Below are 22,349 nucleotides of genomic sequence, written 5' to 3' on the forward strand. Positions count from 1 at the left end.
ACATGCGCAAGATGAACGACGACCGGACTTTAGACATCTTTTCCGTCCCACAGCCGGTTTTGGCTATACCAGGTAACGGAAACAATGCTGCACAGGTCAGTGAGTTGATTAGCGAGATTCTCAAAGGGTCGGATTTAGACCGCTATGAGATCGCGGCTCGCATGTCTCGACTGTCTGGAGATGACGTTAGCAAGCACATGCTGGATGCCTGGTCGAGTCCCGCACGCTCCGACCACAATCTGCCCTTTTACAGGGCTGCATTACTGGAAGAAGTTTGCAGCTGTCATGCGCTGACTGATTGGCAGGCGAAGCAGCGTGGCGGGCGCATTGCCTACGGGCGTGACGCACTAAACGCAGAGTTGGGTCGCTTAGAGCGCATACGTGATGACGCAGGGCGAAAGGCTCGTGAACTCAAGCGTGCATTAGGTGACGGCCATGCGTAAATGGTACTCAGCAGGTGAACTGGCTGGCTTGCCTGGTATGCCGGGTACGGAGCGTGCCATTCAACTACGTTCCAAAAGAGAATGCTGGGAGGGCCAGCAACGCCTTGGCAGCAAGGCCATTGAGTATGCTTTCGCCGTTCTGCCTATTGAGACTCAAACTGCCCTCATCACTGCCAGCGTCATCAACGAGGCGCCTCAGCCGGCCATCGAACCGCATGTCATTCTTGCAGGGCGTGACGTAAAAACAGCGTCACGCTTAAACGATTCGCAGTCTAGCGTCATGACCGCCCGCTTGGCTTTTGTCCGCGAAATCGAGCGCATGAGCCAAGTGGTCAGTCAAAATCGCGCTGTCCTGACCTTGGTTGCCTTGGCTAAATCCAACGACCTCAGCCCCTATCTGGCCGACTGCGTAGTCCGTGCCAACGACCGCAAGACCGATGACCGCTCCCTTTCGGAGCGCACCCTCAAGCGCTGGCTCGCCGACTTTCGCGCCCACGGTGAAACAGGTCTGGCGCCAGCTCGTCGGCAGAAAGACATGAGCGTCCCAGCCTGGGCTGGCGAATTTCTCAAGCATTATCAGCGTCCGCAGAAACCGAGCGTTGAAGCGGCATACGAACAGTTCAAGCAGGTTCATGGTGAAGTACGCAGCAGCGTTTGCCCGAGCATCCACGCGGTACGGCGCTGGCTGAAAAAGCTCAGCCCCTCGGTCCGTGAACACGGGCGCATGGGGCCGCATGAACTGAATGCTCTGAAAGCCTACAACCGCCGTAAATCCGACATGCTTTGGCCGAATGACGTCTGGGTGGCTGACGGCCACACCTTTGACGCTGAAGTCATCAATCCTCTGACGGGCCAAATCTTCCGCCCGGAAATCACCATGGTCATCGACTGGGCCACGCGCCGCATCGTCGGTTTCTCGGTGAACCTGGCTGAATCGACCTTGGCCACGCTGGACACAGTGCGCGACAGCGTCACCCGCTGCGGCATGTACAAAGTGTTTTACGTCGACAATGGCAGCGGCTTTGACAACGCCGTCGTCTATGAAGTCAACGACCGCCTGGGCGGCACCATCACGCACTCGCTGCCCTACAACTCCCAGGCGCGGGGCGTGATTGAGCGACCACACAAAACCATCCTGGTCAGGCTGGCCAAGACGTTCGATAGCTACATTGGCGCCGATATGGACAAGGAAGCCGCCACGAAAACCCACAAGCTGTCACGTAAGCAACTTGCCTTGGGCCTTGCCCCGACCGTCGTACCCGAATTCTCCGTGTTCTTTGCCGAGCTACAACGTGCACTGGATGAGTACAACCATCGTCCTCACCGTGGCTTGCCGAAGTTTCGCGACCTCCAGACTTTACGCAAACGCAATCAGAGCCCAATGGAGGCCTGGAAGTCGGCAGAAGCCGAAGGCTGGGAGCCGCTGCTGGCAGACGGCAACATCGTGGAAAGCCTGACCCGCCCACAAGTTGAACGCATTGTTCACCGCTGCCAGGTGCAATGGAACAGCGGCACCTACTTCCTGCGAGACCTGGACGGTTTCCACGGTGAAGAGGTCCGCGTGGCCTATGACTTCCGCGACGCAAGCCGTGTGTGGGTCCACACCCTGGACGGCGAGCTGATTGGCGAAGCGCTGCTCGATGGCAACGCCAGCCCGGCCATGCCGAAAACCATGCTCGAAAAAGCCAGCGAAAAACGCGAGCGCGGCCAACTGTCCCGCTTGGTAAAAAAGGCCAAGACCATCACCGGGCAGGACGTCGAAATGCGCGTCATCACCGCTGCATCGAACAACTACGAGCTGCCACCGGAGCAACTCGCCGAAGCCAAACGCTTCGCCCAACTGGCAGCTCCGCAGGTGCAGACCTTCGACCTGCCATCCGACCCTACGGCCCGCTATCACCTTTGGCATCAATTCGCTGACCGCCTGAGTCAAGGCGAAGTATTAACAAGCGAAGAAGCCCAATGGCACAGCCGCTACTCCAAACACCCGGACTTCGCCTCGATCCGCCGCATGTTCGAGTTCGCAGAACAAGCCCGCGCTTAATACAAGATCTTCAAGGAGCCTTACATGACTGTTGCAAAAATCGTCCCGCTGACCAACGTCGGCCTGTTGTCAGCCGCTATCGAGCGCGCCCATTCCCGCCCGCTGGGCCTGCCTGGTCTGGTGGTGATGTACGGCGCCAGTGGCCTGGGCAAAAGCGTGGGCGCCGCCTTCGCCGCCAACCTGCACCGTGCCTATTACGTTGAATGTCGCGACACCTGGAGCAAGAAAGCTTTCTTGCAGGCGATCCTGCGCGAGATGAGCATCGCCCCTGGTGCGACCTTGTCAGTGATGGTCGACCAGGTGGCTGAACAGTTGTCCCGTAGTGGCCGTCCGTTGCTGATCGATGATGTGCAATACCTGCTCGAAAAAGCCGTGGCCAATGTCCTGACTGATATCTATAACGCCAGTCAGGGCACCATCGTCCTGATCGGTGAGGAGCGTGTTCCCAGCAGCCTGGCCAAGCTGGAGCGCCTGCATAACCGCGTCTTGGAATGGGTGCCTGCTCAACCCGCTACCCTTGATGACCTGCGCAGCCTGGCCAAAGCCTGCTATCCCTCGCTGACCATCGCCGACGACCTGCTGGAAGACTTGCGCAACAAAGTGCGGGGCTGCTTGCGCCGCGTCGCTGTCAATCTCTACAAGGTCTACAGCGAAACCCAGGCCATGGCCATGGACGACATCGACCTGGCAGCTTGGGGTAATCGTGGCTGGTTTACCGGCGAGGCTCCTGTGCGGAGGGGCGTGTAATGGCTGGGGGACGTGGTCGTAAACAGATTGATCTGGAAATGCAGGGCACCAAAGGCAATCGCCAGCGCATCTGGGAAGCCATCCGTGTTGGGCGCAACGGATTTACAGCCTATGAAATTTCCCGTCGTGCCAGTACCGACGACACCGCCGTGCGCAGCTACCTGCAATCGCTGATCAAAGGTGGTTTTGTTGAGGTTGTCGCTGGGGCCAAGTTCGAAGAGCAGACCTTGCGCCTCCTCAAGGACATTGGGGCTGAGGCGCCCGCCGTCACTCGCGACGGCAAGCCCAGCACCGCCGGAAAAGGCACCGAAGCGATGTGGCGTTCTCTGCGCATCTTGGGCGAACTGGATGCTGATGAACTGGCCGCGCAAGCCTCCATTGTGGTGCCGACCACCACCTGGACAGCCAGGTCTTATCTTAAATGGCTCAAGCGTGCGGGCTATGTCGTCGAGGTCCAAGCCAGCAAACCCGGCAAAAAGGCGCGTTACCGCCTCGGGCACGGTAAATACACCGGCCCACGCCCACCGATGATTCAGCGCATCGGCCAGGTCTTCGACCCCAACCTGGGCGAAGTCGTATTTCGTCAGGAAGAACCTACTGAGGATGTTCTATGAGCATTCAACTCGCCGCCTGGGGGCCTACGCCACCGCTGTTCGTGCGACTGCTCGCCGCCGAAGTCGCCGCCAGCAACAAAACCAAAGCCAGCCAACGCATCGGTATGAGCCGCACCGCCGTCAGCCTTGTCCTGGCCAACCGCTACGCCTCACCGAGCACGGCCGGTGTCGAGCGGCGGGTGATGGAAACCCTCGGTCGCATTGAGTGCGTGGCGCTAGATGCCGTGATTACCAGCGACCAGTGCCAAAGTTTTCGCGAAAAACCGGCACCGACTCACAACCCGCAGGCCATGCAGCACTGGCGCGCCTGCCAGCACTGCACTCACAACCCCGACCGCTGCCATCAGGAGATTGCCCATGCTCGCCTGCACTAACCGCACTTCGCTGAAAGTGTTGACCCCCTCCTTGGCGGAACACCTGCGCGTCTTCAACCACGCCGCCCGCACATTGCAATCAATGCGGATCCGGCTGCTGAAACTCGACCCGATCCAAAATCGACTGACCATCGTTCCCGAGGCTGGTCGGGCACTGATCGACGCCCGCGCCGTCAGCGGTTATCAGCGCCATGCAAGCGCTGGTAGCACCCGTTACACCGTGTTGTTCCAGGGCGTGACCCTGGAGTGGTGCGAAACCATCAGCGCCAACCGTCCTGACGACTGGGCACACCCGACTTTTCATTGAGGAACCTTGTAATGACTGCACAACAACACACCATCCCCGAAGGCTATCGCGTCGATGCGCAACGCCGTCTTATTGCCGAAAGCATGATCAAGCCGATTGACCTGGCTCGTGATGCCCTGGTGCTGGAACTGATCGAAAAAGCCCGAGCAGCCAGCCAAGGTTTGGCCCTGTTCAAGGCTGCTGCGTTCGGTGACATCGACGCCTTCGTCGAGATGAGTGCCGAGGAATACGGCGCCAAGCTGGGCGGCAAGAAAGGCAACGTCAGCCTGATCAGTTTCGATGGTCGCTACAAAATCCAACGAGCCATTCAGGAGAGCATCGCGTTCGACGAACGTCTCCAGGCGGCGCGGGCCTTGATTGATGAATGCCTTGAAGAATGGACTGCTGGGGCTCGCCCGGAGGTGGTAACGCTGGTCAACGACGCGTTCCGCACCGACACTAAAGGCGACATCCGCACGGCGCGAGTCCTTGCCCTGCGTCGTTTAGAAATTGCCGATGCACGCTGGCAGCGCGCCATGCAAGCCATTGGCGAAGCCTGTCAGGTGATCGGCTCCAAATCTTACATCCGCGTGTATGAACGCATCGGCGATACCGATCAATACCAGCCAATCAGCCTTGATATTGCAGGGGTATGACATGGAGCGTTTTCACAATACCGACAATGACCCGCTGCCGATCCATACACCCCAGCATGCAATCGAGCGCGCTTGGCTTGCCCGGTTAACCGCTGATTTTATCTCGCGTGGCGGTAAGGTTTTAGAGATCGGTCACTGCATGAGCAGCGCCCCCACGACCTTCACCATCAACCCGGAGCGTTCGCCGGTCTACGCCCATTTATTCGCCTCCGCTGCCACCACGGCTGCGCCCGACATGCCGCTGTTAAAGGAGCCTGCGGCAGAGACTGTACAGGCAGATGAGCAAAAACTCGCAGCCCTGATCATGGCTGATGCCGACTTGGGCAATTCACCAAAATGGATCGCCAAGAAAAACCACATGACCGAAAAGCGAGTGCGGCAAATCGCCCGCGACTATCACATCACTTTCCATGCTCAGCGATAGGACACCCCATGGCCAAGATCACCATCACTATTGAAGACCAACTCGGTGAGGCCGGCACACCGACTGTATCTCTGGACATGTCCGGCGCCAGGGTCGGGGCATTCGGGCAAACGGTGCAGACCGAGGCACTTCGCATCTCCCAAATACTGTTTGGTATGGCCGCTTGCGAAGAAAGACTGGGCGGTCTGCCGGCCTGTCGTCGACAGCCGAGCAACGCCACCCTCCATTAAGCGAAACCACCCGGATTACCGGGATGGTCTGCCGGGCGTGGTTGCCCGGTACTGATGAGCTGCCTGATATGGAGAAGAGTTATGAGTGATGAAAGCTACCGCGAGCCAACGCCTGAGGAGAAGCTGCTACTGGCACAGGAAATCAACGCATTGATTGACCTGCACTATCCAGCGCTGGAGGTCGGAATCAGCACGGATGTTTTGCTGTTGGCCCTGATGTCCAGGACCAGCAGCTACGAGCGGCGGAACTTAGGTGTTGGGTTCCATTAATGATTTGAGGTGGTTGAAGTAGTAGCTAACCGCCTGCGCAGGATCCGTCTCTTTGGTTCGTGGTGTGTCCCTAGCGGCGATGTAACTAGTCGAAAGGTTTTTCGCTTCGATTAATGAACGGGTAATGCCCACAGCAAGTTCCAGCAGTTTTACTTGTGTTTCTTCATTCATGAGGACTTTCCAGTAAGGGTAAATAGTGCGCAGATCTCTAGCCTGCACGCACAGCTTAGCCCGCCTAGACAAGTCCTCACTCAAATAGCGAAACCACCCGGTCACCGGTTGGTCTGCCGGACGTGGTTGTCCGGTACTGATGAGCAGCCAGACATGTCCCACGAATCCAAGCACGACCGCAAAAAGCGTCTGAGTCGCGACCGCTCGGCGCGATGCCGGGCGCTCAAGAAAAAGCGTCTACAAGCCATCGGCGCGACCAAGCTGAAATTGGTCATCGGCTCCGGTACGGCCGTTGATATTGAATGCATTCGCCAGACCGGAGGCTTTGAAGAAAGCGCCGAGGCACTGACCTTGTGCATTCGCTTCATGGCCTCTATGGCTCGCCGCGACCCGTCCGCCTTCCAGCACGCCATCGACCCGAGATCCATCGCATGAGCAGCCTCGCCAAGATTCACATCGCCAAATCACAACTGGGCTTGGATGACGACACCTACCGAGCGCTACTCTCTCGTGTAGCCGGTGTGCGCTCAGCCAAAGACTTGTCCCCTCGCCAAATTGTCGCTGTCATTGCCGAGTTTGTCCGCCTTGGTTGGGTGCCAAAGATTGCGCAAAAGACCAGTCGAGCAGCTCCTAACCCAGCCGCCGAGCGAAAAAAATTGGTCAGCAAGATCGAAGCTTTTCTGGCCGAAGCTTCGCGGCCATGGGAGTATGCCGACGCCATGGCCCTGCGCATGTTCAAAATTGAGCGGGTTGAATGGTGCGACTTTGACCAGTTGCGCAGTTTGATTGCCGCGTTGGCCTACGACGCCCAACGCAAAGGAAGACCGACCCGATGAACATCGACCAGGTTAAAGGCATGCTGCCACGGCAGGTGCTGGAAATTGCCGATGCCATTGGCATGCCAGCCACCCAGCGTCTGGTCGACGAACTGGGAGGAACAACGTGGCCCGTTGCCCAGGGCAAACGTCGTTTAGGCATCATCCGTCACGCGGCCCTAGTCAACGTGATCGGGATTGAAGCGGCGGAAATTATGGCTCAGCGCTGGGCCAATGTGCAGCTGTACATCCCTCGTTGTGACGCGGCGTTACGCTGCTTGCGTGACCATGACATCAATAACCAGTTTGTTCAGGGCGTGCGCGAAGGCATAAGCGCCAACACCTTGGTGGCCGAGCTGGCGCGCAGTAACAAACTGAGTGATCGAAGAATCTGGGAAATCCTCAAAACGCCTACTCATCCCGAACTTGACCTGTTCGATCAAGCCCCGCTCTTGCTGAATTAGTGCCCGTCCACAGCGGGCTCTAGCAGTCTACTGAAGCCTCTTTATCTACATTGAATCATGGCCGCCATCAACACTGGCGGCATGAACAGTCAATCGCCCCGCGTCCTCAATCGTCCCCGTCACTATGCCGCCTTGATCGTTCAGGCTGCCGGTGATGTCGCCCTTCAACGCGAAATTTTTGAAGCCTGTCCGTTTGAGATGCGGGCCCAAGTTCGCGACCTGACCAAACTGGCCTTATATAAAGCAGCAAAGGTGGAAGAGCACCTGCGTCTCGTGCACAAATCTCGCCTCAGCGATCCATCACCGCACCGGCCAACGCTACGTGTTTCCTCGCTCAAGAAGTCTGCTCCGGAGTTCGGTCGACAGCGGTTGGTGGAACTGCGTGCCGCATGCGGCGGTGCGGCATGAATAATAAATTCAAGGCGGTCAGTTTGGCCGTCAGCCTGGCTATTCCGACAGTGGGCTATTTCGAAGGCCGCAATCTCCTGGCCTACGTCGATCCGGTCGGCATTCCGACCATCTGCGACGGTTGGACCAAGGGTGTGAAACTCGGTGATTCCGCCACGCCTGCGCAGTGCGATCAATTGACGCGCCAAGGGCTCGAAGAGGCCGAGCGCGTTTTCGATCAGGCCGTACCGGAGCCTGTGCGCCGCGCAGCTTCAGCGACCACCAAAGCCGGCTTTCTGTCGTTCATTTACAACCTTGGACCGGGCCAGCCCGGTGTCAAAGACGGCTTTGTCTGGCTCAAGGACGGACGTAACTCCACGGTGCTGCGTCTGCTTCATGAAGGCCGCATCGCCGAAGCCTGTCAACAGCTGCCGGCTTGGACTTCGGCGGGCGGCAAGCGCCTCAAAGGACTGGTACTGCGCCGCGCCGCCGAACAGCGTTTGTGTGAGGCCGGTCTATGAACTTCGACTGGATGAAGACACTAGCTCGCTGGCTGATGCCTGTGTTGTGCGTGGCCACGCTCCTGCTGTATGGCCACGCGCAATACAAAAACGGCTTCACCGAGGCCCAATCGATTGGCGTCACCGCCCTGGCCAATTTGCGCTTGGAACACGCCATCGCCGAAGCTGTACTGGCCCGCGCTAACGAAAAGAGCGCCCAAGACGCGGTGCGATTGCTCCAGAGCGAACAGGCTCGGTCCGATCGGCTGGCCGCAACCCTTGCCGACCAACAACGACAAAACCGAACCACCACCGACCGCCTTTCCGGAGAGATTGCCCGTGTTAATGACCTCTATCGCGAAGCGCTTGATGCGCCGCCTAAGCCTCTACCTGACTGTGTGTTTACTGCCGGTTGGGTGCGCGTTTACGACGAAGCCACCGGTGCCGCAGTGCCAGCCCGCACAAATCCCGGCGGAGCTGCTGCAACGCCCGAAAACGCCCGGGCCGTTGAACAGCTCAACTCCGGTATTAGCCAATCTCGACTCCTGGCCCATCATCTCCGGTACGCCGAGCTTTGCCGAAACACGGCCACCCAACTGGGCCTTTTAATTGATCAGGTCACAGGGAAATGAGCATGCAAATGGAATTCAGCCAACTGATCGGCTGGGCGCTGTCGTTGTTGGGAGTGTTCGCCACGCTGGTGTTCGGCCTGTTCAAGCTGCTGCTCCGGCAGTTTGAAAGCCGGCTCAACGAGCGATTTACCGGGCAGGAAAAAGCCCGACTGGAAGCGAGTAAACATTGGGAGGACAACTTTTCCAAAGTGCTGGAACGTCAGGACAAGGACGCCGAAGCGGTCCAGCAACTGGAAAAATCGTTTCTCCGATGGCAGGCCGAACTGCCGCTCCAATACGTTCGCCGAGAAGATTGGGTACGTAATCAAACCATTCTCGAAGCCAAGATCGACCGCGTTTTTACCAAGCTCGAAGTCATCCAAGAGCGGAGCACGAAAGCATGAACATGATTGATATGGCTCGTTCTCGTCGAGAGTCGATGCGCTGGTATCTGCTGTTAACCCTCAACAACTCGCGCCCTGTCGACCCCCACGAAGCGCTGGTGCTGTCGACCATTCAGGGGATTTATCCCGACGCCACCCAACATGAGGTACGACGCGAACTGGATTACCTGAAAGATCGCAGCCTGGTCACCTTGGATAAACAACCCAGCGACGTGTGGATTGTGGGGCTGACGCATTACGGCGTCGACATCGCCGAATACACCATTCCCTGCAATCCGGGGATTGCCCGGCCTTCGCAGAGCGTTTGATATGCCTCCTAGAAGCAAAGTCGCGGGGCTGCCTGCGGGCGTCAAAGCCTGGCTGGACAAAGCACTGGCCGAGAATAACTTCAGCGAGTATGAGGCGCTGGCCAATGAGTTGGTCGGGCGCGGTTTTGCCATCAGTCGCAGTGCGCTGCAACGCTATGGCCAGGACTTTGAAAGCCGGCTGAGCGCGCTGAAACTGGCCAGCGAACAAGCTAAAGCGGTGGTGGCAGCGGCGCCCGATGACGAGGGCGCCGTCAATGAAGCGCTGACCCGCCTGGTGCAGGAAAAAATCTTCGGTTTACTGCTGGCCGGCGATGGAAAAATGGACGTCAGCAAGGTGGCCAAGGCCGTCGCCGAACTGGGGCGCGCCAGTGTCACCCAGCAAAAGTGGAAAGCCGAACACCGCGAAACCGTCCGCAAACAGTTTGCCCAGGAAGCCGCGAACGCCGTCAGTGAAGAATTGCGCGGCACTGATGGCATGAGCGAGGCGCTGGAAGGCCGTATTCGCGGCATTCTGCTGGGTAAAGCCTGATGGCCGCCCGAGTCGCAACGACGGGTGCGTCCCAGCTCAAGGGTATGACGGCCACGTCAGCCCCGCGCAAGATCGACCTCGCTGTGGAAATGGAGCTGCACGGCGTGGTGGTGCCGCAGTCGATGGTGGACGCTCAGCCCGCCAATGAACCGGTGTTTCTCAGCTACCAGCAGCGCTGGTTCGAGGATCAAAGCCCAATCATGATCGCGGAGAAATCCCGCCGGACCGGTTTGACCTGGGCGGAAGCCGGCCGCAACGTGATCAATGCCGCCAAGCCGCGAACCCGTCGGGGCTGTAATACCTTCTACGTCGGCAGCAAACAGGAAATGGCCTTGGAGTACATCGCCGCCTGTGCGCTGTTCGCCAAGGCGTTCAACCAGTTGGCCGAGGCCGACGTCTACGAGCAGACCTTCTGGGACGAAGGCAAGAAAGAAGAAATTCTCGCCTACATGATCCGCTTCCCCAATAGCGGCTTCAAGATTCAGGCGCTGTCGTCACGTCCCAGCAACCTGCGGGGTTTGCAGGGTGACGTGGTGATCGACGAAGCGGCCTTCCATGAATCATTGGAGGAACTGCTCAAGGCTGCCTTGGCCCTTACCATGTGGGGCAACAAGGTGCGACTGATCAGTACGCACAACGGCGTGGACAACGCCTTCAACACCTACATCAATGACGCCCGCGAAGGTCGCAAGGACTACAGCATCCACCGCATAACGCTGGATGCCGCGATTGCCGAAGGCTTGTATCAGCGGATCTGCTTTGTCACCGGCCAGGACTGGTCGCCGGAGGCCGAAAAAGCCTGGCGCGACGCCCTCTACAAAAACGCCCCCAACCCGGAAAGCGCCGCCGAGGAATACGGCTGCGTGCCGAAAAAATCCGGTGGCGCCTATTTGTCGCGGGTGCTGATCGAAGCGTCCATGGTCGCCGACCACTCTATCCGGATCTATCGCTTTGAGGCACCGGCCGGCTTTGAAAGTTGGACCCCACAGATGCGTGAGGCAGAGGTCGAGCAATGGTGCGTGGAAAACCTGCAGCCTGAGCTAGCTCGCCTCAACCTGACTGACCGTCATGTCCTGGGCGAAGATTTTGCCCGGCGCGGGGACTTGACCGTATTTGTCCCACTGGCCATCGCCCCCAGCTTGCGCAAGCGCGTGCCCTTTGTGGTCGAGTTGCGCAACTTGACCTATGAGCAACAGCGCCAGGTGTTGTTTTACATCATGGATCGCCTGCCTCGCCGCACAGGTGCCGCATTCGACGCCACAGCCAACGGTGGCTATCTCGCAGAACAAGCTGCGCTCAAATACGGCAGTGGCTCCGTTGACCAGGTCAACTTAAGCCAAGCTTGGTACGCACTTTGGATGCCCAAACTCAAAGGCGAGTTTGAAGCCTTTAACCTGCTGGTGCCCCGTCACCAGAGCACACTCGATGACTTGCTGCATATCAAGGTCGTGAACGGCATTCCCGTGATCGACAAGGGCCGACAGAAAGATCTAGATGCTAGGGACGGCAAGGGCAAGCGCCACGGTGACTTTGCCGTGGCGCTGGTCATGGCGGTACGCGCGTCCTTTATGGAAGGTGGGCTCATCGAATACATCCCCGCCCCGGCCCGCGCTGATCGGTGGAGCGATGTTGATACCGACGACCAGCCTGGAGGTTGGAGTGGCGCGTTCTAGGCGTAGTGCCAAAGATTGTGCCGTCACCAAACGCATACGCTGTGTTACCCGGCGTTCCCCATAGAGGCATGAAAGGCGGCACGAATTGAGGCATGGCAAGTATGGCATTTGAGCATCCAGTACCAATTCACCGTTTGCGCCGCCTGCAGTCCCGACTTGGTATGGTTCTCATAACAATGAGGGCACAAATAGGACTCTTTGGCGGCTTCATTGGGTGCGGATTTATAGCGATACACATAGCTGCCTGCTGGCAACACGTATTTTTCATAACTCAAGCAATCTTCTGCCCAAGCCTTCAGATTCTCGTATTGCTGTTCAAGGTCGTCTTTGTCGGCCGACAAAGCCGTGTAGGCGCTTTGGACCTCGAATAACTCCGTCTGAATATTTTCGATAACTTTAAAAAGCTCCTTTTTTTTAATCAGAGCTTTATCGGCGGATCTTGCTTGGAACACCGCGAGTGTGCGAGCGATCAGCTCATTGGTTCGTGAATTGAGGATTAAGAAAGTACTTAACATGAAAACGTCCAGAAATATTGAGCTAAGCGCGCAGGATAATTACGTCCCAAACGCTCGGGATGTAGTCCTTTTCCGAGCGTGCACCCTTTTAAGACCAACGGTGCCCGCAAGGAGCCAACATGGCAATCGTAGACATTAACGGCCAACCCTTTGAGCAGCAGACCTTGCGCGAACCGCAGACCTCGCGTCTGGCGCAACTGCATGAGGAATTCGCCGAGCACCCATCCAGCGGACTGACCCCGGCCAAATTGGCCGCTATTCTGAAGGCAGCCGAAGGTGGCGATATTAAAGCCCAGTGTGAGTTGTTCCAGGACATGGAGGAAAAAGACGCGCACCTGCTGGCGGAAATCGGCAAGCGTCGTCGGGCACTGGCCACCGTGGAATGGGCCGTCGTCCCCCCACGCAATCCCACGGCAGCGGAAAAGGCCGAATGCGACTGGCTGAACGAAGTCCTGCTCGATCTTCCGGACTTTGAGGATCTGCTGTTCGACATGCTCGACGCCATTGGTAAAGGCTTCAGTTGCACCGAGCTGGATTGGCAACGCTACGGTAACGAGTGGCTTCCCAGCGCGTTCAACTATCGCGAGTCGTCCTGGTTTCAGTTGGATGCAGCTACCCGAACTCAGCTGCATTTGCGTGATGGTAGCCAAGACGGTGCAGCGCTCAACCCATTCGGCTGGATCGTCCATGGGCACAAGGCCAAATCCGGTTACATCGCTCGTGGAGGTTTGTTCCGCGTGCTGGCATGGCCGTACTTATTCAAAAACTACGCCGTGCGCGATTTGGCCGAGTTTCTCGAAATCTATGGTTTGCCCGTCCGGTTGGGCAAATACCCCAACGGCGCTACCAATGAAGAAAAAGCGACCTTGCTACGGGCTGTGGTCAGTATCGGGCACAACGCGGCGGGCATTATTCCTCAAGGCATGGAAGTCGACTTCAAAGCGGCGGCCAGTGGCACCCACGATCCTTTCGACTGGATGGTGCAGTGGGCTGAAAAGTCCATGTCCAAAGCAATTCTCGGTGGCACGCTGACCAGCCAGGCCGACGGTGCCAGCAGCACCAACGCTCTGGGCAACGTACACAACGAAGTACGCCACGACTTGCTTAAAGGCGATGCCAAACAAGTCGCCACGACTTTGCGCCAGTACCTGCTGTACCCGCTTCTGGCGCTCAATAAAGGTGGTGATCGAGATCCACGTCGTTTACCACGCTTCCAGTTTGACTTGGTCGAGGCCGAAGATCTTGCCGTGTATGCCGAGGCGTTACCCAAACTCATTGGGGTAGGTATGCAGGTCCCGGCTGCCTGGGCCCACGACAAATTGCGCATCCCGCAACCCGCCAAGGACGACGTGGTGCTTGGCGCCGTGCTTGCGCCTACTGCCCCGGTTTCGGCGGCGGCACGTGTGGCGGCCCTCAAAACCACTACCGCGAGCGATCCACTCGGCGATCTGGCCGAATCGATGGCCAGTCATTGGCAACCGGTGGCCCATATGATCGAAGGCCCGGTGCAGCAACTGCTGGCCCGCTGCTCCAGTCTGGAGGAGTTTCAGGCCCGGTTGCCGGAGCTCCTGCCGCTGATGGATGCCACGGACCTGGCCGAGCAAATCAGCCGAGGATTGTTTGCCGCCAGCGTGGCTGGCCGGACGGGGGCGGTCTGATGATTGACCTGGTCGCCGTGCCCCCGAAAGAAGCCATCGAGTACTTTCAGCAGAAAGGTTTTGCCCTCGGCTTTGATTACCGGGACATCTGGCAAGCCGAACACCAGGCGTCCTTCACGGTGGCCAAGGTCATGCAACAGGACATCCTGGCCGACATCCGCAAAGCCGTCGACGTTGCCCTGGTGGACGGCATCCCCTATCAGCAGTTTGCCAAAACGTTGACCCCGGCGCTGCAAGCCAAAGGCTGGTGGGGCCGCAAGGACATGCCCGACCCGCTGACCGGCGAAGTGCAGGAGGTGCTACTGGGCAGTCCGCGTCGGCTCAAGGTGATCTATGACACCAACCTGCGCACGGCGCACAGCGAAGGGCAGTGGCAGCGCATCCAAGACAATCAGGAGGCCTTCCCATATTTGCAGTACGACGCCAACAACTCGGCGCACCCTAATCACGAACATTCGGGTTGGGACAACCTGCTGTTGCCGGTCGACGACCCTTTTTGGCAAGCGCACTTTCCGATCAAGGCTTACGGCTGCAAGTGCCGGGTGATTGCCAAAACACCACGGCAGGTCGAGCGCTTGGGCCGCCCGGTGGGACCTGCACCGCAGGTGCCTCTGGTGCCTCACATCAATCAGCGCACCGGGGAAATCCAACAGATCCCCGCTGGCGTCAGCCCGTCCTTCCACTATCCTCCGGGGGGGCGTCGTGCGGGGTTGAGTCAGCACCTGATCGAAACCTTGGAGTCGGCTCCTGCGGCCATCACCAGGGCCAGCGTTGCCAACTTGGTCAGCGGTCCGGCCTTTGCAACCTGGTATCAGAAACCGGTGGGAGCGTTTGCCTTGGCTCAACTGGAAACCGGGTTGGCGGCTCGGCTCGGCGGCAAGACCCAACTGTTGTCGATGTCTCAAGCCGCCCTGGCTAAACAGCTGGCTGAGCATCCGGCCATCATCCTGGAGGATTACGCCCTGGTGCAGTCGGTGCTCGATGACGGACTGGAGATCCCCAGCGCTCTACCCAACACGCTCCGTTTTCGGCTGGATGAGCCTGGTCGCGTGACGGTGGTCGAGTTGCTGCAACTGGGGCACGAGATTCACCTGGCCAGCCTGCAGCGCAGCACCACGATCCCCCCCTGATAAAGCCCGATGCGCCCGTAAAACGCCAAGGCGCCTGTAACGCGATACGCGGCGCCTGACTCGATTTAGGCTACCATCGCCCTAGCGCAGACCTTGTTGTCGTTTCTAACGGGCTTTTAACGGCCTTGCCGAGGATGTGAAGCGACTGCCATCTGCGGTAGTTCAAACATAACGACCGCTTTGTCGTGCCCAAGGTGATGGTCGAGCCGTAGGTTCTTACTGAACCCGCTCAATCTATAAGCCCATTGTCATGCCCCACACACTGGCGGCATGAAAACCAAACCGATCCCCACCGCCGCCATCGCCACCTGCTCCTTTGAGATCCAGGCGCCGGGCGCTGCCGTCCAGCTTTTCCCATCGGGTGCCTTCAAGGCGCGGGACGGTCGACCATTCGACGTGCGGTCACGTCACTGGTTCATTGATGCGCAGATCGCCGCTCGTGTGATTGCCCAGGTGTCCGCCCGTGCCACTGACGTGGTGATGGACTACGAACACCAAACCCTCAACAGCGCCGAGAACGGCAAACCCGCACCCGCCGCTGCCTGGTTCAAAGGTGCGTCGCTGGAGTGGCGCGAGGGCGAAGGCCTTTTCTCGACGCAGGTCGACTGGACCGACAGCGCCGCCGTCATGGTTAAAGCCAAGGAATACCGCTACCTCAGTCCGGTATTCAGCTATGACCCGGAAACCGGCGAAGTCCTGGACCTGTTCCACGTTGCCCTGACCAACTTCCCCGCACTTGATGGCATGGCGCCCTTGATGGCGTTGGCCGCTGCTCGATTCGATACGGCCCCTCCGGCGGCCACCACCCCTGTAAAGGAGCACACCCGTGTGACTAAAGAAGCCCTGATTGCGCTGCTGGGATTATCCAGCGACGCCACTGAAGAAGATATCCAGACCGCACTGACCGGTCTCAAAACCGACGCGAGCAAAACTCAGGAACTGACCGAGGCCTTGGCCGCCGCCAAGGCCCAAGGGGTTGATCCGGCCAAGTACGTGCCGATTGCCATGTTCGAAGGTTTGAAGGGAGACGTTGCGGCGCTCAAGGCCAACCAGCTAGGTGGTGCGGTGGACGATCTGGTGAAAGCCGGTTTGTCCGACGGTCGCTTATTGCCAGTGCAGGAGGCTTGGGCACGTGAGTTGGGCGCCAGCAACGTCGCCGCGCTCAAAACGTACCTGGAAAAAACCCCGGCCATTGCGGCACTCAAGGGTCAGCAGACCCTGAGCACACCCGTCATCCCGGCCACCATCGAGGAGCTGGGCGCGGAAGCCCTAGCTGTGTGCAAAGCAATGGGTGTTGCACCGGCCGACTACCTCGCCACCTTGAAGGCAGATAACCAATGACGGCATTAACCAGTGATCGCAGTACCCCGCTGCAAGACGCCGGTGTGCTGTCCGTGCCGGTCGCGGCCGGGGTGGTGATTCATGCCGGTGCCCTGGTCGTGGCCAACGCCACCGGCTTTGGCGCACCGGGCACCTCCGCGCTCAACCTGATGTACCTCGGTCGCGCCGAAGAGTCAGTCGACAACACGGGCGGCGCCAATGGCGCCAAGCGCGTAAGTGTTCGCCGCCGTCGGGCATTCAAGTGGGCCAACGACGGCACCGTGGTGCAGGCGGCCTTGATGAAGACCGCCTACATCGTGGATGACCAGACGGTGGCGCTGACCGATGGCGGCGGCACGCGCTCCGCCGCCGGCCGCGTCGTCTGCATCGAAGCCGACGGCGTCTGGATCGAATAACCCGCTAATCAAGGGAGACACCCCACATGCTGGTCAACAAACTCAGTATTCAGGCGGCATTCGTCAGCCTGAAAACCATCTTTAACACCGCGTTCAAAACGGCGCCTTCCACCTGGCAGAAAATCGCCATGAAGGTGCCGTCCACCACTGGGCAGAACGACTATGCCTGGTTGAGCAATTTTCCCAAGATGCGCCGCTGGATCGGTGCCAAACAGGTCAAGAGTCTGGCGGCCTACAAGTACGCCGTGGTCAACGAAGACTTCGAAGCCACGGTCGAGGTCGACCGGAACGACATTGAAGACGACCAACTGGGCATCTATGAACCGCAGGCCAAGATGGCCGGATTTTCGTCGGCACAGTTGCCGGACGAGATCGTTTATGAGGCCGTGAACAAGGGTTTTACCGCGCTGTGTTACGACGGCCAGTACTTCTTTGACACCGACCACCCGGTGGGCAGTCAGTCGGTCAGTAACAAAAGCACGGCCCCCCTGTCGGTGGCGACCAAGGCACTGGCGATGGCCGGTTACGGTGCCGCGCGCTCGGCCATGAAACGCTTCAAGGATGACGAAGGCCGTTCGCTTAACATCAGTCCCAACGTGCTGCTGGTCGGCCCGGCGATGGAAGACACCGCCCGAGCGCTGCTCACCAACGGCAAATTCGATGACGGCAGCGAGAACATCTACAAGGGCACCGCCGAACTTGTGGTGGACGGTCGCATCGAGTCCGACACGGCCTGGTATCTGCTCGATACCACCAAACCGATCCTGCCGTTCGTGTACCAGGAGCGCAAAGCCCCGGTGTTTGTGCAGCAGACCAATCCCGAAGCCGAAGACGTCTTCAACCAGAAAAAATACAAGTTCGGGGCCGAAGCACGTTGTGCCTCGGGCTACGGCTTCTGGCAACTGGCCTTCGGCTCGACCGGTCAATAAGGGGAACGAATTATGTCTTCGAAAAACAAACCGGCGGTTTCAACCCGTGCCACGGCGCCGACAGTGAAGGCCGCTCGTTCGAACGACGATCTTCAGGGCACGGTGCAGGGCATCAACGTCCGTAGCTTCACCCCGACCTTTCGCCGGGCCGGTATCGAGTTCACCCGTGAAGGTCAGGATTTTCGCCTCGATGACCTGAGCAAGGCACAGGTCGAGGCCATTGCGGCTGAGTCGATGTTGAGCATTCGTGGCATCGAGTTGGCCCCACTGCCGGATGGCGGAACGGCCTCCGACGCTGAAGGCCACACCGACACCGAAGCAGGAAACGCCTGATGTACGCCAGTGCCACGCAGTTACTCCAGCGCTACAACGCCGAGGAAATTGCTCAGCGTGCTGACGCCAACGTCCCGCCCCTGGTCTACGGCGATCTGTTGAAGCAAACCGCAGGCGGTGAAGACTTGTCCAGGTACGCGCCGGACGAACAGGCCGCCGCAGGCGTGGCACTGGCCAAAATCGAGCGTGCTTTGCAGGATGCAGAGCAAACCATTAACAGCTATCTGGCGGGGCGTTATGAGCTGCCGCTGAGCAATGTCCCGGAAGTCTTGGAGCGTATCGCCTGCCAACTGGCGCGCTATTTCCTCTATGACGACGGGGCAACCGAGTCCATCGAGACGCTCTACAAGGACAGCATCAAGTTCCTTGAGGGTGTCTCGGTTGGCAAGGTTCAGCTCGGTGTCACCACCACCGGGGCCAGTGCGCAACCGGCAGCCACCGCCGAGATGGTCAGCGATGGTCGGGCGTTCGGCCGCGACAGTAGCCGGGGATTTATCTGATGACGATCAGTCTTCAAGTCACCGACGAGCTGCCCAAGCTCCAGCCATTGTTCGCCGAACTGAAAAAACTCGGCGCGCATTTTCAACCACTGCTTAAAAAAATTGCGTTCCTGGGCGAGAACAGCACCCGCGAGCGTTTCGGCACCCAGACCGGGCCGGATGGCCAGCGCTGGAAGCCGAGCCTGCGCGTCCAGCTCTATGGCGGCAAGACCCTGACCAAGGACGGCCACCTGGGGGATTCGATCACCAGCCGTGCCGACGACCACTCCGCCGAATGGGGCAGTAACCGCATCTACGCAGCCATCCACCAGTTCGGCGGAACCATCACCGCCAAAACCAGCAAGGGCTTGCGCTTCCAGATTCCGGGGCTGGGATGGATGAACAAACCCTCCGTGACCATTACGGCCCGCCCCTACCTGGGCATCAACAGTGATGACCAGGACGACATGCTCGACCTGGTTAATCACCACATCAGCAACCTGATTCGCACGGCTTCACCGGGAGGTGCCTGATGTTAGGTGATCTGGAAAACGAACTGATCGACACCCTCAAAAACAGCGAACTGGGCAAGCGTCTGCGGATGGTGGCCAGCCTGCCGGACGTACCGGACAAAGATCTGGTGACGCGCTGGGGGCTCGATGCCCCGGCGGCCTATGTCGCGGGGCAGGATGGCAGCGTGACGGATGACGGCAGGATTAACGCGCCATTCGCCATCGTGTTGGTGGCCCGCAACGCCCGAGGTCCTGCTGCAGCGCGTCAAGGTGATCAACGGGTGATCGGTCTGTACGAGATGGTCGAGTCTTGCCTGGCGCAATTGCACGAAGCGCCGAGGCCGGGCGGCGCCTGGTACGCCACCGGTTATCAGTTCATGCAGCTCAATGAACTGCGTGAGCGAGGTCTGTACGTTGCCCTGGTCTCCCTCCACACCCGCGTGGCTGTACCAGCTCCCGGCACGGTAAACCTGTCCGAATTCGAACATCTATACGCCTCTTGGGGTGTCGTGCCCAAAGACGAGCAGGACGGCAAGCCGCTGGCCGAGGCGTTCATTTCTCTTAACCCGAATCCGTAGGAGTTGCCATGAGCAAGCCGACACCAGACAGCGACACCGTTTCGATCAAGCCAACCGGCGACCTGCGAGTGCGCAAACCTAATGGGCAGTTGCTCGATCCGGCCGGCGAGACCGTGACCTGGAGCAGCTACTGGCGCCGTCGCGAACTGGAAGGCGACATCGAGCGGTCGGATCCCAAGGAAAAAGCCAAGCCAGCCAAGTCCGCCAAACCGGCGCCAGCGGCCACCACCCCAACCCCAGCGGAGTAACCGAGCATGTCCGTTTCGTTTAACCAGATTCCCAACGACTTGCGGGTGCCGCTGGTCTCGATTGAAATCGACAACAGCGGCGCCGTTCAGGGCACGCCCGCACTGGCGTGGAAAGTGTTGGTGTTAGGGCAGCGCGCCTCGGACGGCTCCCAACCTGCAGGCAAGGCCGTGCGGGTCACCAAAGCCAGCCAGGCCGAACAGTTTTTCGGACGCGGCTCGATGCTCGCCTCGATGTTCCGCCTGGGCAAAGCGGCCAACAGCTACATCGAGACCTGGGCCATTGCGCTCGATGACGCCCCGGCGGGTGCGGCGGCCAGTATGACGATCAACGTCACCGCTGCCGCCACCAGCGCGGGCACTTTGTACCTGCTGGTTGGTGGTGAACGAGTCCTGGTCGGCGTCGCCAGCGGCGATGCCCCCGACGTCATCGCGACGGCCATCGCGGCCACGGTCAACGTTAATACTCGCCTGGCGGTCACCGCCACGGTAGACGCCCAATCCACCGCCACGGTCAAACTGACGTGCCGCTGGAAAGGCCTCACCGGCAACGACATTGATGTGCGCCTTAATTATTACCCTGGGGAAGTGACTCCGCCGGGTACGGCGCTGACCATTGGCACCATGGCCGGCGGCGCGGCTAACCCGAACGTCGTCGACGCTATCGCGGCCTTTGGTGATGAGTGGTGGAACAGCATCATCATGCCGTACACCGACACCGCCAACCTCAACGCCCTAGAGCAGGAACTGGTCACCCGTTGGGGACCGATGCGCATGATCGACTCGCTGACGTTTACGGCGTTGCGGGGATCGCATGCAACGACCGGCACGTTCGGCAATAGCCGCAACGGCTATTTGATGAGTTGCATGGGGGCCAACATCGCGCCGCAGCCGGCTTATCAGTGGGCCATGGTTTACGGCCTGATCGCCTCGCAGTCGTTGTCGATTGATCCTGCGCGGCCGCTGCAAACGCTGGTCCTGCCGGGGATCTTGCCCGCCGAAAAGAGCCTGCGCTGGGATACGCCGGAAAACAACCTGCTGCTGCACGACGGCATCGCGACCCATAGCGTCGGGCCGGGTGATCTGGTGCAGATCCAGCGCGAGATCACCACCTACCAGCTCGACAGCTACGGCCAGCCGGACCCCAGTTACCTGGACATCAACACCCCGGCGAACCTGAGCTACATCCGCTACGCCACGCGGTCGCGCATTCAGCAACGCTTTCCCCGGCACAAACTGGCTGACGACGGCACTCGCTTTGCGCCGGGTCAGGCAGTGGTCACTCCGTCGATTATCCGTGCCCAGTTGCTGGCGCTGTTCACTGAGCTGGAAGCCAAAGGCCTGGTGGAGAACTTCGAGCAGTACAAGGCCTCCCTCATCGTTGAGCGCAATAAAGACAACCCGACCCGTCTCGATGTGTTGGCCCACCCGGACCTGATCAATCAGTACCGTCTGATGGCCATGCAGATCCAATTCATTCTCTAAAGGAGCAATCCCTATGACGCAATTTGCAGGCCGAGCCAAGATCCGCGTCGACGGCAAGGAATACCGCACGCTCGATGGTGCGTCCCTCAATCCGGGCGGTGTAAAGCGCGAAACCAAAAAGGGCTATGAGGTCTACGGCTACACCGAGGCCGTCGAAGAGCCGACGGTGGAATGCAAGATTCCCCTGGGCGTCGGCGACAGTCTGCTCGACATCAACAAGATCAAGGACGCCACAGTCGAGTTTGTCACGGACATCGGCCTCACTTACATGCTCGTTGGCGCCTGGTGCACCGAGCCGGCCAAGTTGTCGGGCGGTGACGTGGACGTCAAATTCGCCGCCATCGAATGCAAGGAGGTCTGACATGGCCCAGCATGAATTTCGCCTGAAACACGGGCTGACCTTCGGTAAAGGTGATGACGCCGAACTGCAATACGACGTGACACTACGCGAATTGGGGGCCGGCGATCTGATCGATGCCCGGCTGGAAAGCGAGCGCGTGCTGGCGACCGAGGATGGCCCGCGCCTGGTGCTCAGTCCCGAGACGGTCGCGTTGAACATCCTGCGTCGCCAGATCAAGCAGATCGGCAAGCTCCAGGGCCCGATGTCCATCACGCAGCTCAAAAGCCTGCACCTGGAGGATTACGACCGTCTGGTCGATGAGGCCTCTGCCTTGGACGCCGCCGTGTTTGCGGAAAGGCTGAGTGACCGGGGGCGAACTGATAAAGCACCTGGCCAAGATTGAAGAAGCCTGCCTGGTGTTGGCTCTGCGCACCGGGCAAGCGCTGCCACTGATTCACC

At 59.3% G+C, this 22,349-nt stretch carries 35 protein-coding genes and 2 other RNA genes; 35 read left to right on the plus strand and 2 right to left on the minus strand.

Annotated elements, in window-relative coordinates; translation table 11 throughout:
* The first annotated feature begins 2 nt into the window (after window positions 1-2).
* From ACA068_RS04065 to ACA068_RS04115, 11 genes are all read left to right on the plus strand, one after another.
* Window positions 3-443, plus strand: a complete 441-nt coding sequence (locus ACA068_RS04065; RefSeq protein WP_497307812.1) for a hypothetical protein — start codon at window positions 3-5, stop codon at window positions 441-443.
* Window positions 436-2,487, plus strand: a complete 2,052-nt coding sequence (locus tag ACA068_RS04070; protein ID WP_497307814.1) for a Mu transposase C-terminal domain-containing protein — start codon at window positions 436-438, stop codon at window positions 2,485-2,487. The genes ACA068_RS04065 and ACA068_RS04070 overlap by 8 nt, the downstream gene beginning before the upstream one ends.
* Before the next feature lie 24 nt (window positions 2,488-2,511).
* Entirely contained in the window at window positions 2,512-3,234 is a 723-nt protein-coding gene (locus ACA068_RS04075; RefSeq protein ID WP_497307816.1) for an AAA family ATPase, read from the plus strand.
* A complete protein-coding gene (locus ACA068_RS04080; RefSeq protein ID WP_497307818.1) occupies window positions 3,234-3,848 on the plus strand; it encodes a hypothetical protein in 615 nt (204 codons plus the stop codon). The genes ACA068_RS04075 and ACA068_RS04080 overlap by 1 nt, the downstream gene beginning before the upstream one ends.
* Complete coding sequence (locus ACA068_RS04085; protein WP_497307820.1) at window positions 3,845-4,222, plus strand: hypothetical protein; 378 nt, start codon at window positions 3,845-3,847, stop codon at window positions 4,220-4,222. The genes ACA068_RS04080 and ACA068_RS04085 overlap by 4 nt, the downstream gene beginning before the upstream one ends.
* Window positions 4,206-4,529, plus strand: coding sequence for a hypothetical protein (locus ACA068_RS04090; protein ID WP_497307822.1), 324 nt, complete (start codon window positions 4,206-4,208; stop codon window positions 4,527-4,529). Before ACA068_RS04085 ends, ACA068_RS04090 begins: the two co-directional genes overlap by 17 nt.
* Window positions 4,530-4,540: 11 nt before the next feature.
* Entirely contained in the window at window positions 4,541-5,164 is a 624-nt protein-coding gene (locus ACA068_RS04095; RefSeq protein WP_497307824.1) for a DUF3164 family protein, read from the plus strand.
* Window position 5,165: 1 nt separating this feature from the next.
* Window positions 5,166-5,588 (plus strand): hypothetical protein, encoded by a 423-nt coding sequence (locus ACA068_RS04100; RefSeq protein WP_497307826.1) that lies wholly within the window; start codon window positions 5,166-5,168, stop codon window positions 5,586-5,588.
* A gap of 8 nt (window positions 5,589-5,596) precedes the next feature.
* Window positions 5,597-5,818: a hypothetical protein gene (locus ACA068_RS04105; RefSeq protein ID WP_497307828.1), complete on the plus strand. Its 222-nt coding sequence runs from the start codon at window positions 5,597-5,599 to the stop codon at window positions 5,816-5,818.
* An RNA gene (locus ACA068_RS04110) (hammerhead ribozyme type II) lies at window positions 5,817-5,886 on the plus strand. The genes ACA068_RS04105 and ACA068_RS04110 overlap by 2 nt, the downstream gene beginning before the upstream one ends.
* 13 nt (window positions 5,887-5,899) lie before the next feature.
* Window positions 5,900-6,088 (plus strand): hypothetical protein, encoded by a 189-nt coding sequence (locus ACA068_RS04115; protein WP_497307830.1) that lies wholly within the window; start codon window positions 5,900-5,902, stop codon window positions 6,086-6,088.
* Here the strand turns inward: ACA068_RS04115 and ACA068_RS04120 are convergent.
* Window positions 6,068-6,259 carry a hypothetical protein gene (locus ACA068_RS04120; RefSeq protein ID WP_497307831.1) on the minus strand — a complete coding sequence of 64 codons (192 nt, stop codon included), beginning with the start codon at window positions 6,257-6,259 and terminating at the stop codon, window positions 6,068-6,070. The two genes, ACA068_RS04115 and ACA068_RS04120, sit on opposite strands and share 21 nt — an antisense overlap.
* Window positions 6,260-6,344: 85 nt before the next feature.
* Between ACA068_RS04120 and ACA068_RS04125 the strand changes: the two genes are divergently transcribed.
* The 11 genes from ACA068_RS04125 to ACA068_RS04175 all read left to right on the plus strand — a co-directional run bounded on the left by ACA068_RS04125 (window position 6,345) and on the right by ACA068_RS04175 (window position 11,950).
* An RNA gene (locus ACA068_RS04125) (hammerhead ribozyme type II) lies at window positions 6,345-6,412 on the plus strand.
* Window positions 6,413-6,694 carry a hypothetical protein gene (locus ACA068_RS04130; RefSeq protein ID WP_497307833.1) on the plus strand — a complete coding sequence of 94 codons (282 nt, stop codon included), beginning with the start codon at window positions 6,413-6,415 and terminating at the stop codon, window positions 6,692-6,694.
* A complete protein-coding gene (locus tag ACA068_RS04135) occupies window positions 6,691-7,095 on the plus strand; it encodes a gp16 family protein (protein ID WP_497307835.1) in 405 nt (134 codons plus the stop codon). The genes ACA068_RS04130 and ACA068_RS04135 overlap by 4 nt, the downstream gene beginning before the upstream one ends.
* A complete protein-coding gene (locus ACA068_RS04140) occupies window positions 7,092-7,538 on the plus strand; it encodes a Mor transcription activator family protein (RefSeq protein WP_497307837.1) in 447 nt (148 codons plus the stop codon). The genes ACA068_RS04135 and ACA068_RS04140 overlap by 4 nt, the downstream gene beginning before the upstream one ends.
* Before the next feature lie 57 nt (window positions 7,539-7,595).
* Window positions 7,596-7,946 (plus strand): hypothetical protein, encoded by a 351-nt coding sequence (locus ACA068_RS04145; RefSeq protein WP_497307839.1) that lies wholly within the window; start codon window positions 7,596-7,598, stop codon window positions 7,944-7,946.
* A complete protein-coding gene (locus ACA068_RS04150) occupies window positions 7,943-8,446 on the plus strand; it encodes a lysozyme (protein WP_497307840.1) in 504 nt (167 codons plus the stop codon). Before ACA068_RS04145 ends, ACA068_RS04150 begins: the two co-directional genes overlap by 4 nt.
* On the plus strand, window positions 8,443-9,057 hold the full coding sequence (locus ACA068_RS04155) for a DNA-packaging protein (RefSeq protein ID WP_497307842.1): 615 nt from the start codon (window positions 8,443-8,445) through the stop codon (window positions 9,055-9,057). Before ACA068_RS04150 ends, ACA068_RS04155 begins: the two co-directional genes overlap by 4 nt.
* Window positions 9,058-9,059: 2 nt before the next feature.
* Complete coding sequence (locus ACA068_RS04160; protein ID WP_497307844.1) at window positions 9,060-9,440, plus strand: hypothetical protein; 381 nt, start codon at window positions 9,060-9,062, stop codon at window positions 9,438-9,440.
* Entirely contained in the window at window positions 9,437-9,748 is a 312-nt protein-coding gene (locus ACA068_RS04165; protein ID WP_497307846.1) for a hypothetical protein, read from the plus strand. The genes ACA068_RS04160 and ACA068_RS04165 overlap by 4 nt, the downstream gene beginning before the upstream one ends.
* Window position 9,749: 1 nt before the next feature.
* On the plus strand, window positions 9,750-10,277 hold the full coding sequence (locus ACA068_RS04170; protein WP_497307848.1) for a DUF3486 family protein: 528 nt from the start codon (window positions 9,750-9,752) through the stop codon (window positions 10,275-10,277).
* Window positions 10,277-11,950: a terminase large subunit domain-containing protein gene (locus ACA068_RS04175; RefSeq protein ID WP_497307850.1), complete on the plus strand. Its 1,674-nt coding sequence runs from the start codon at window positions 10,277-10,279 to the stop codon at window positions 11,948-11,950. Before ACA068_RS04170 ends, ACA068_RS04175 begins: the two co-directional genes overlap by 1 nt.
* A gap of 44 nt (window positions 11,951-11,994) precedes the next feature.
* Here ACA068_RS04175 and ACA068_RS04180 read toward each other — a convergent pair whose 3' ends face one another.
* Window positions 11,995-12,465 carry a hypothetical protein gene (locus tag ACA068_RS04180; RefSeq protein ID WP_497307852.1) on the minus strand — a complete coding sequence of 157 codons (471 nt, stop codon included), beginning with the start codon at window positions 12,463-12,465 and terminating at the stop codon, window positions 11,995-11,997.
* A gap of 119 nt (window positions 12,466-12,584) precedes the next feature.
* Here ACA068_RS04180 and ACA068_RS04185 point away from each other — a divergent pair, with 119 nt between their 5' ends.
* The 13 genes from ACA068_RS04185 to ACA068_RS04245 all read left to right on the plus strand — a co-directional run bounded on the left by ACA068_RS04185 (window position 12,585) and on the right by ACA068_RS04245 (window position 22,293).
* Window positions 12,585-14,123 carry a DUF935 domain-containing protein gene (locus tag ACA068_RS04185; RefSeq protein WP_497307853.1) on the plus strand — a complete coding sequence of 513 codons (1,539 nt, stop codon included), beginning with the start codon at window positions 12,585-12,587 and terminating at the stop codon, window positions 14,121-14,123.
* The gene (locus ACA068_RS04190) at window positions 14,123-15,253 is read left to right on the plus strand and encodes a phage head morphogenesis protein (RefSeq protein ID WP_497307854.1); all 1,131 of its coding nucleotides are present in this window, start codon (window positions 14,123-14,125) and stop codon (window positions 15,251-15,253) included. The genes ACA068_RS04185 and ACA068_RS04190 overlap by 1 nt, the downstream gene beginning before the upstream one ends.
* A gap of 270 nt (window positions 15,254-15,523) precedes the next feature.
* A complete protein-coding gene (locus ACA068_RS04195; protein ID WP_497307856.1) occupies window positions 15,524-16,594 on the plus strand; it encodes a phage protease in 1,071 nt (356 codons plus the stop codon).
* A complete protein-coding gene (locus ACA068_RS04200; RefSeq protein ID WP_497307858.1) occupies window positions 16,591-16,989 on the plus strand; it encodes a hypothetical protein in 399 nt (132 codons plus the stop codon). The genes ACA068_RS04195 and ACA068_RS04200 overlap by 4 nt, the downstream gene beginning before the upstream one ends.
* A gap of 26 nt (window positions 16,990-17,015) precedes the next feature.
* Window positions 17,016-17,918 carry a Mu-like prophage major head subunit gpT family protein gene (locus ACA068_RS04205; protein WP_497307860.1) on the plus strand — a complete coding sequence of 301 codons (903 nt, stop codon included), beginning with the start codon at window positions 17,016-17,018 and terminating at the stop codon, window positions 17,916-17,918.
* Window positions 17,919-17,930: 12 nt separating this feature from the next.
* A complete protein-coding gene (locus ACA068_RS04210) occupies window positions 17,931-18,251 on the plus strand; it encodes an HI1506-related protein (protein WP_497307862.1) in 321 nt (106 codons plus the stop codon).
* Window positions 18,251-18,751: a gp436 family protein gene (locus tag ACA068_RS04215; RefSeq protein ID WP_497307864.1), complete on the plus strand. Its 501-nt coding sequence runs from the start codon at window positions 18,251-18,253 to the stop codon at window positions 18,749-18,751. The genes ACA068_RS04210 and ACA068_RS04215 overlap by 1 nt, the downstream gene beginning before the upstream one ends.
* Complete coding sequence (locus ACA068_RS04220; RefSeq protein ID WP_497307866.1) at window positions 18,751-19,263, plus strand: phage virion morphogenesis protein; 513 nt, start codon at window positions 18,751-18,753, stop codon at window positions 19,261-19,263. Before ACA068_RS04215 ends, ACA068_RS04220 begins: the two co-directional genes overlap by 1 nt.
* Entirely contained in the window at window positions 19,263-19,820 is a 558-nt protein-coding gene (locus tag ACA068_RS04225; protein WP_497307868.1) for a phage protein Gp37, read from the plus strand. Before ACA068_RS04220 ends, ACA068_RS04225 begins: the two co-directional genes overlap by 1 nt.
* An 8-nt stretch (window positions 19,821-19,828) precedes the next feature.
* Window positions 19,829-20,068, plus strand: a complete 240-nt coding sequence (locus tag ACA068_RS04230; RefSeq protein ID WP_497307870.1) for a DUF2635 domain-containing protein — start codon at window positions 19,829-19,831, stop codon at window positions 20,066-20,068.
* 6 nt (window positions 20,069-20,074) lie between these two features.
* Complete coding sequence (locus tag ACA068_RS04235; protein WP_497307872.1) at window positions 20,075-21,550, plus strand: phage tail sheath subtilisin-like domain-containing protein; 1,476 nt, start codon at window positions 20,075-20,077, stop codon at window positions 21,548-21,550.
* Between the two features lie 13 nt (window positions 21,551-21,563).
* Window positions 21,564-21,911 (plus strand): phage tail tube protein, encoded by a 348-nt coding sequence (locus ACA068_RS04240; RefSeq protein WP_497307874.1) that lies wholly within the window; start codon window positions 21,564-21,566, stop codon window positions 21,909-21,911.
* Window position 21,912: 1 nt separating this feature from the next.
* On the plus strand, window positions 21,913-22,293 hold the full coding sequence (locus ACA068_RS04245) for a phage tail assembly protein (protein ID WP_497307876.1): 381 nt from the start codon (window positions 21,913-21,915) through the stop codon (window positions 22,291-22,293).
* Window positions 22,294-22,349: the final 56 nt, after the last annotated feature.

This window comes from Pseudomonas sp. LBUM1660, assembly GCF_059695935.1.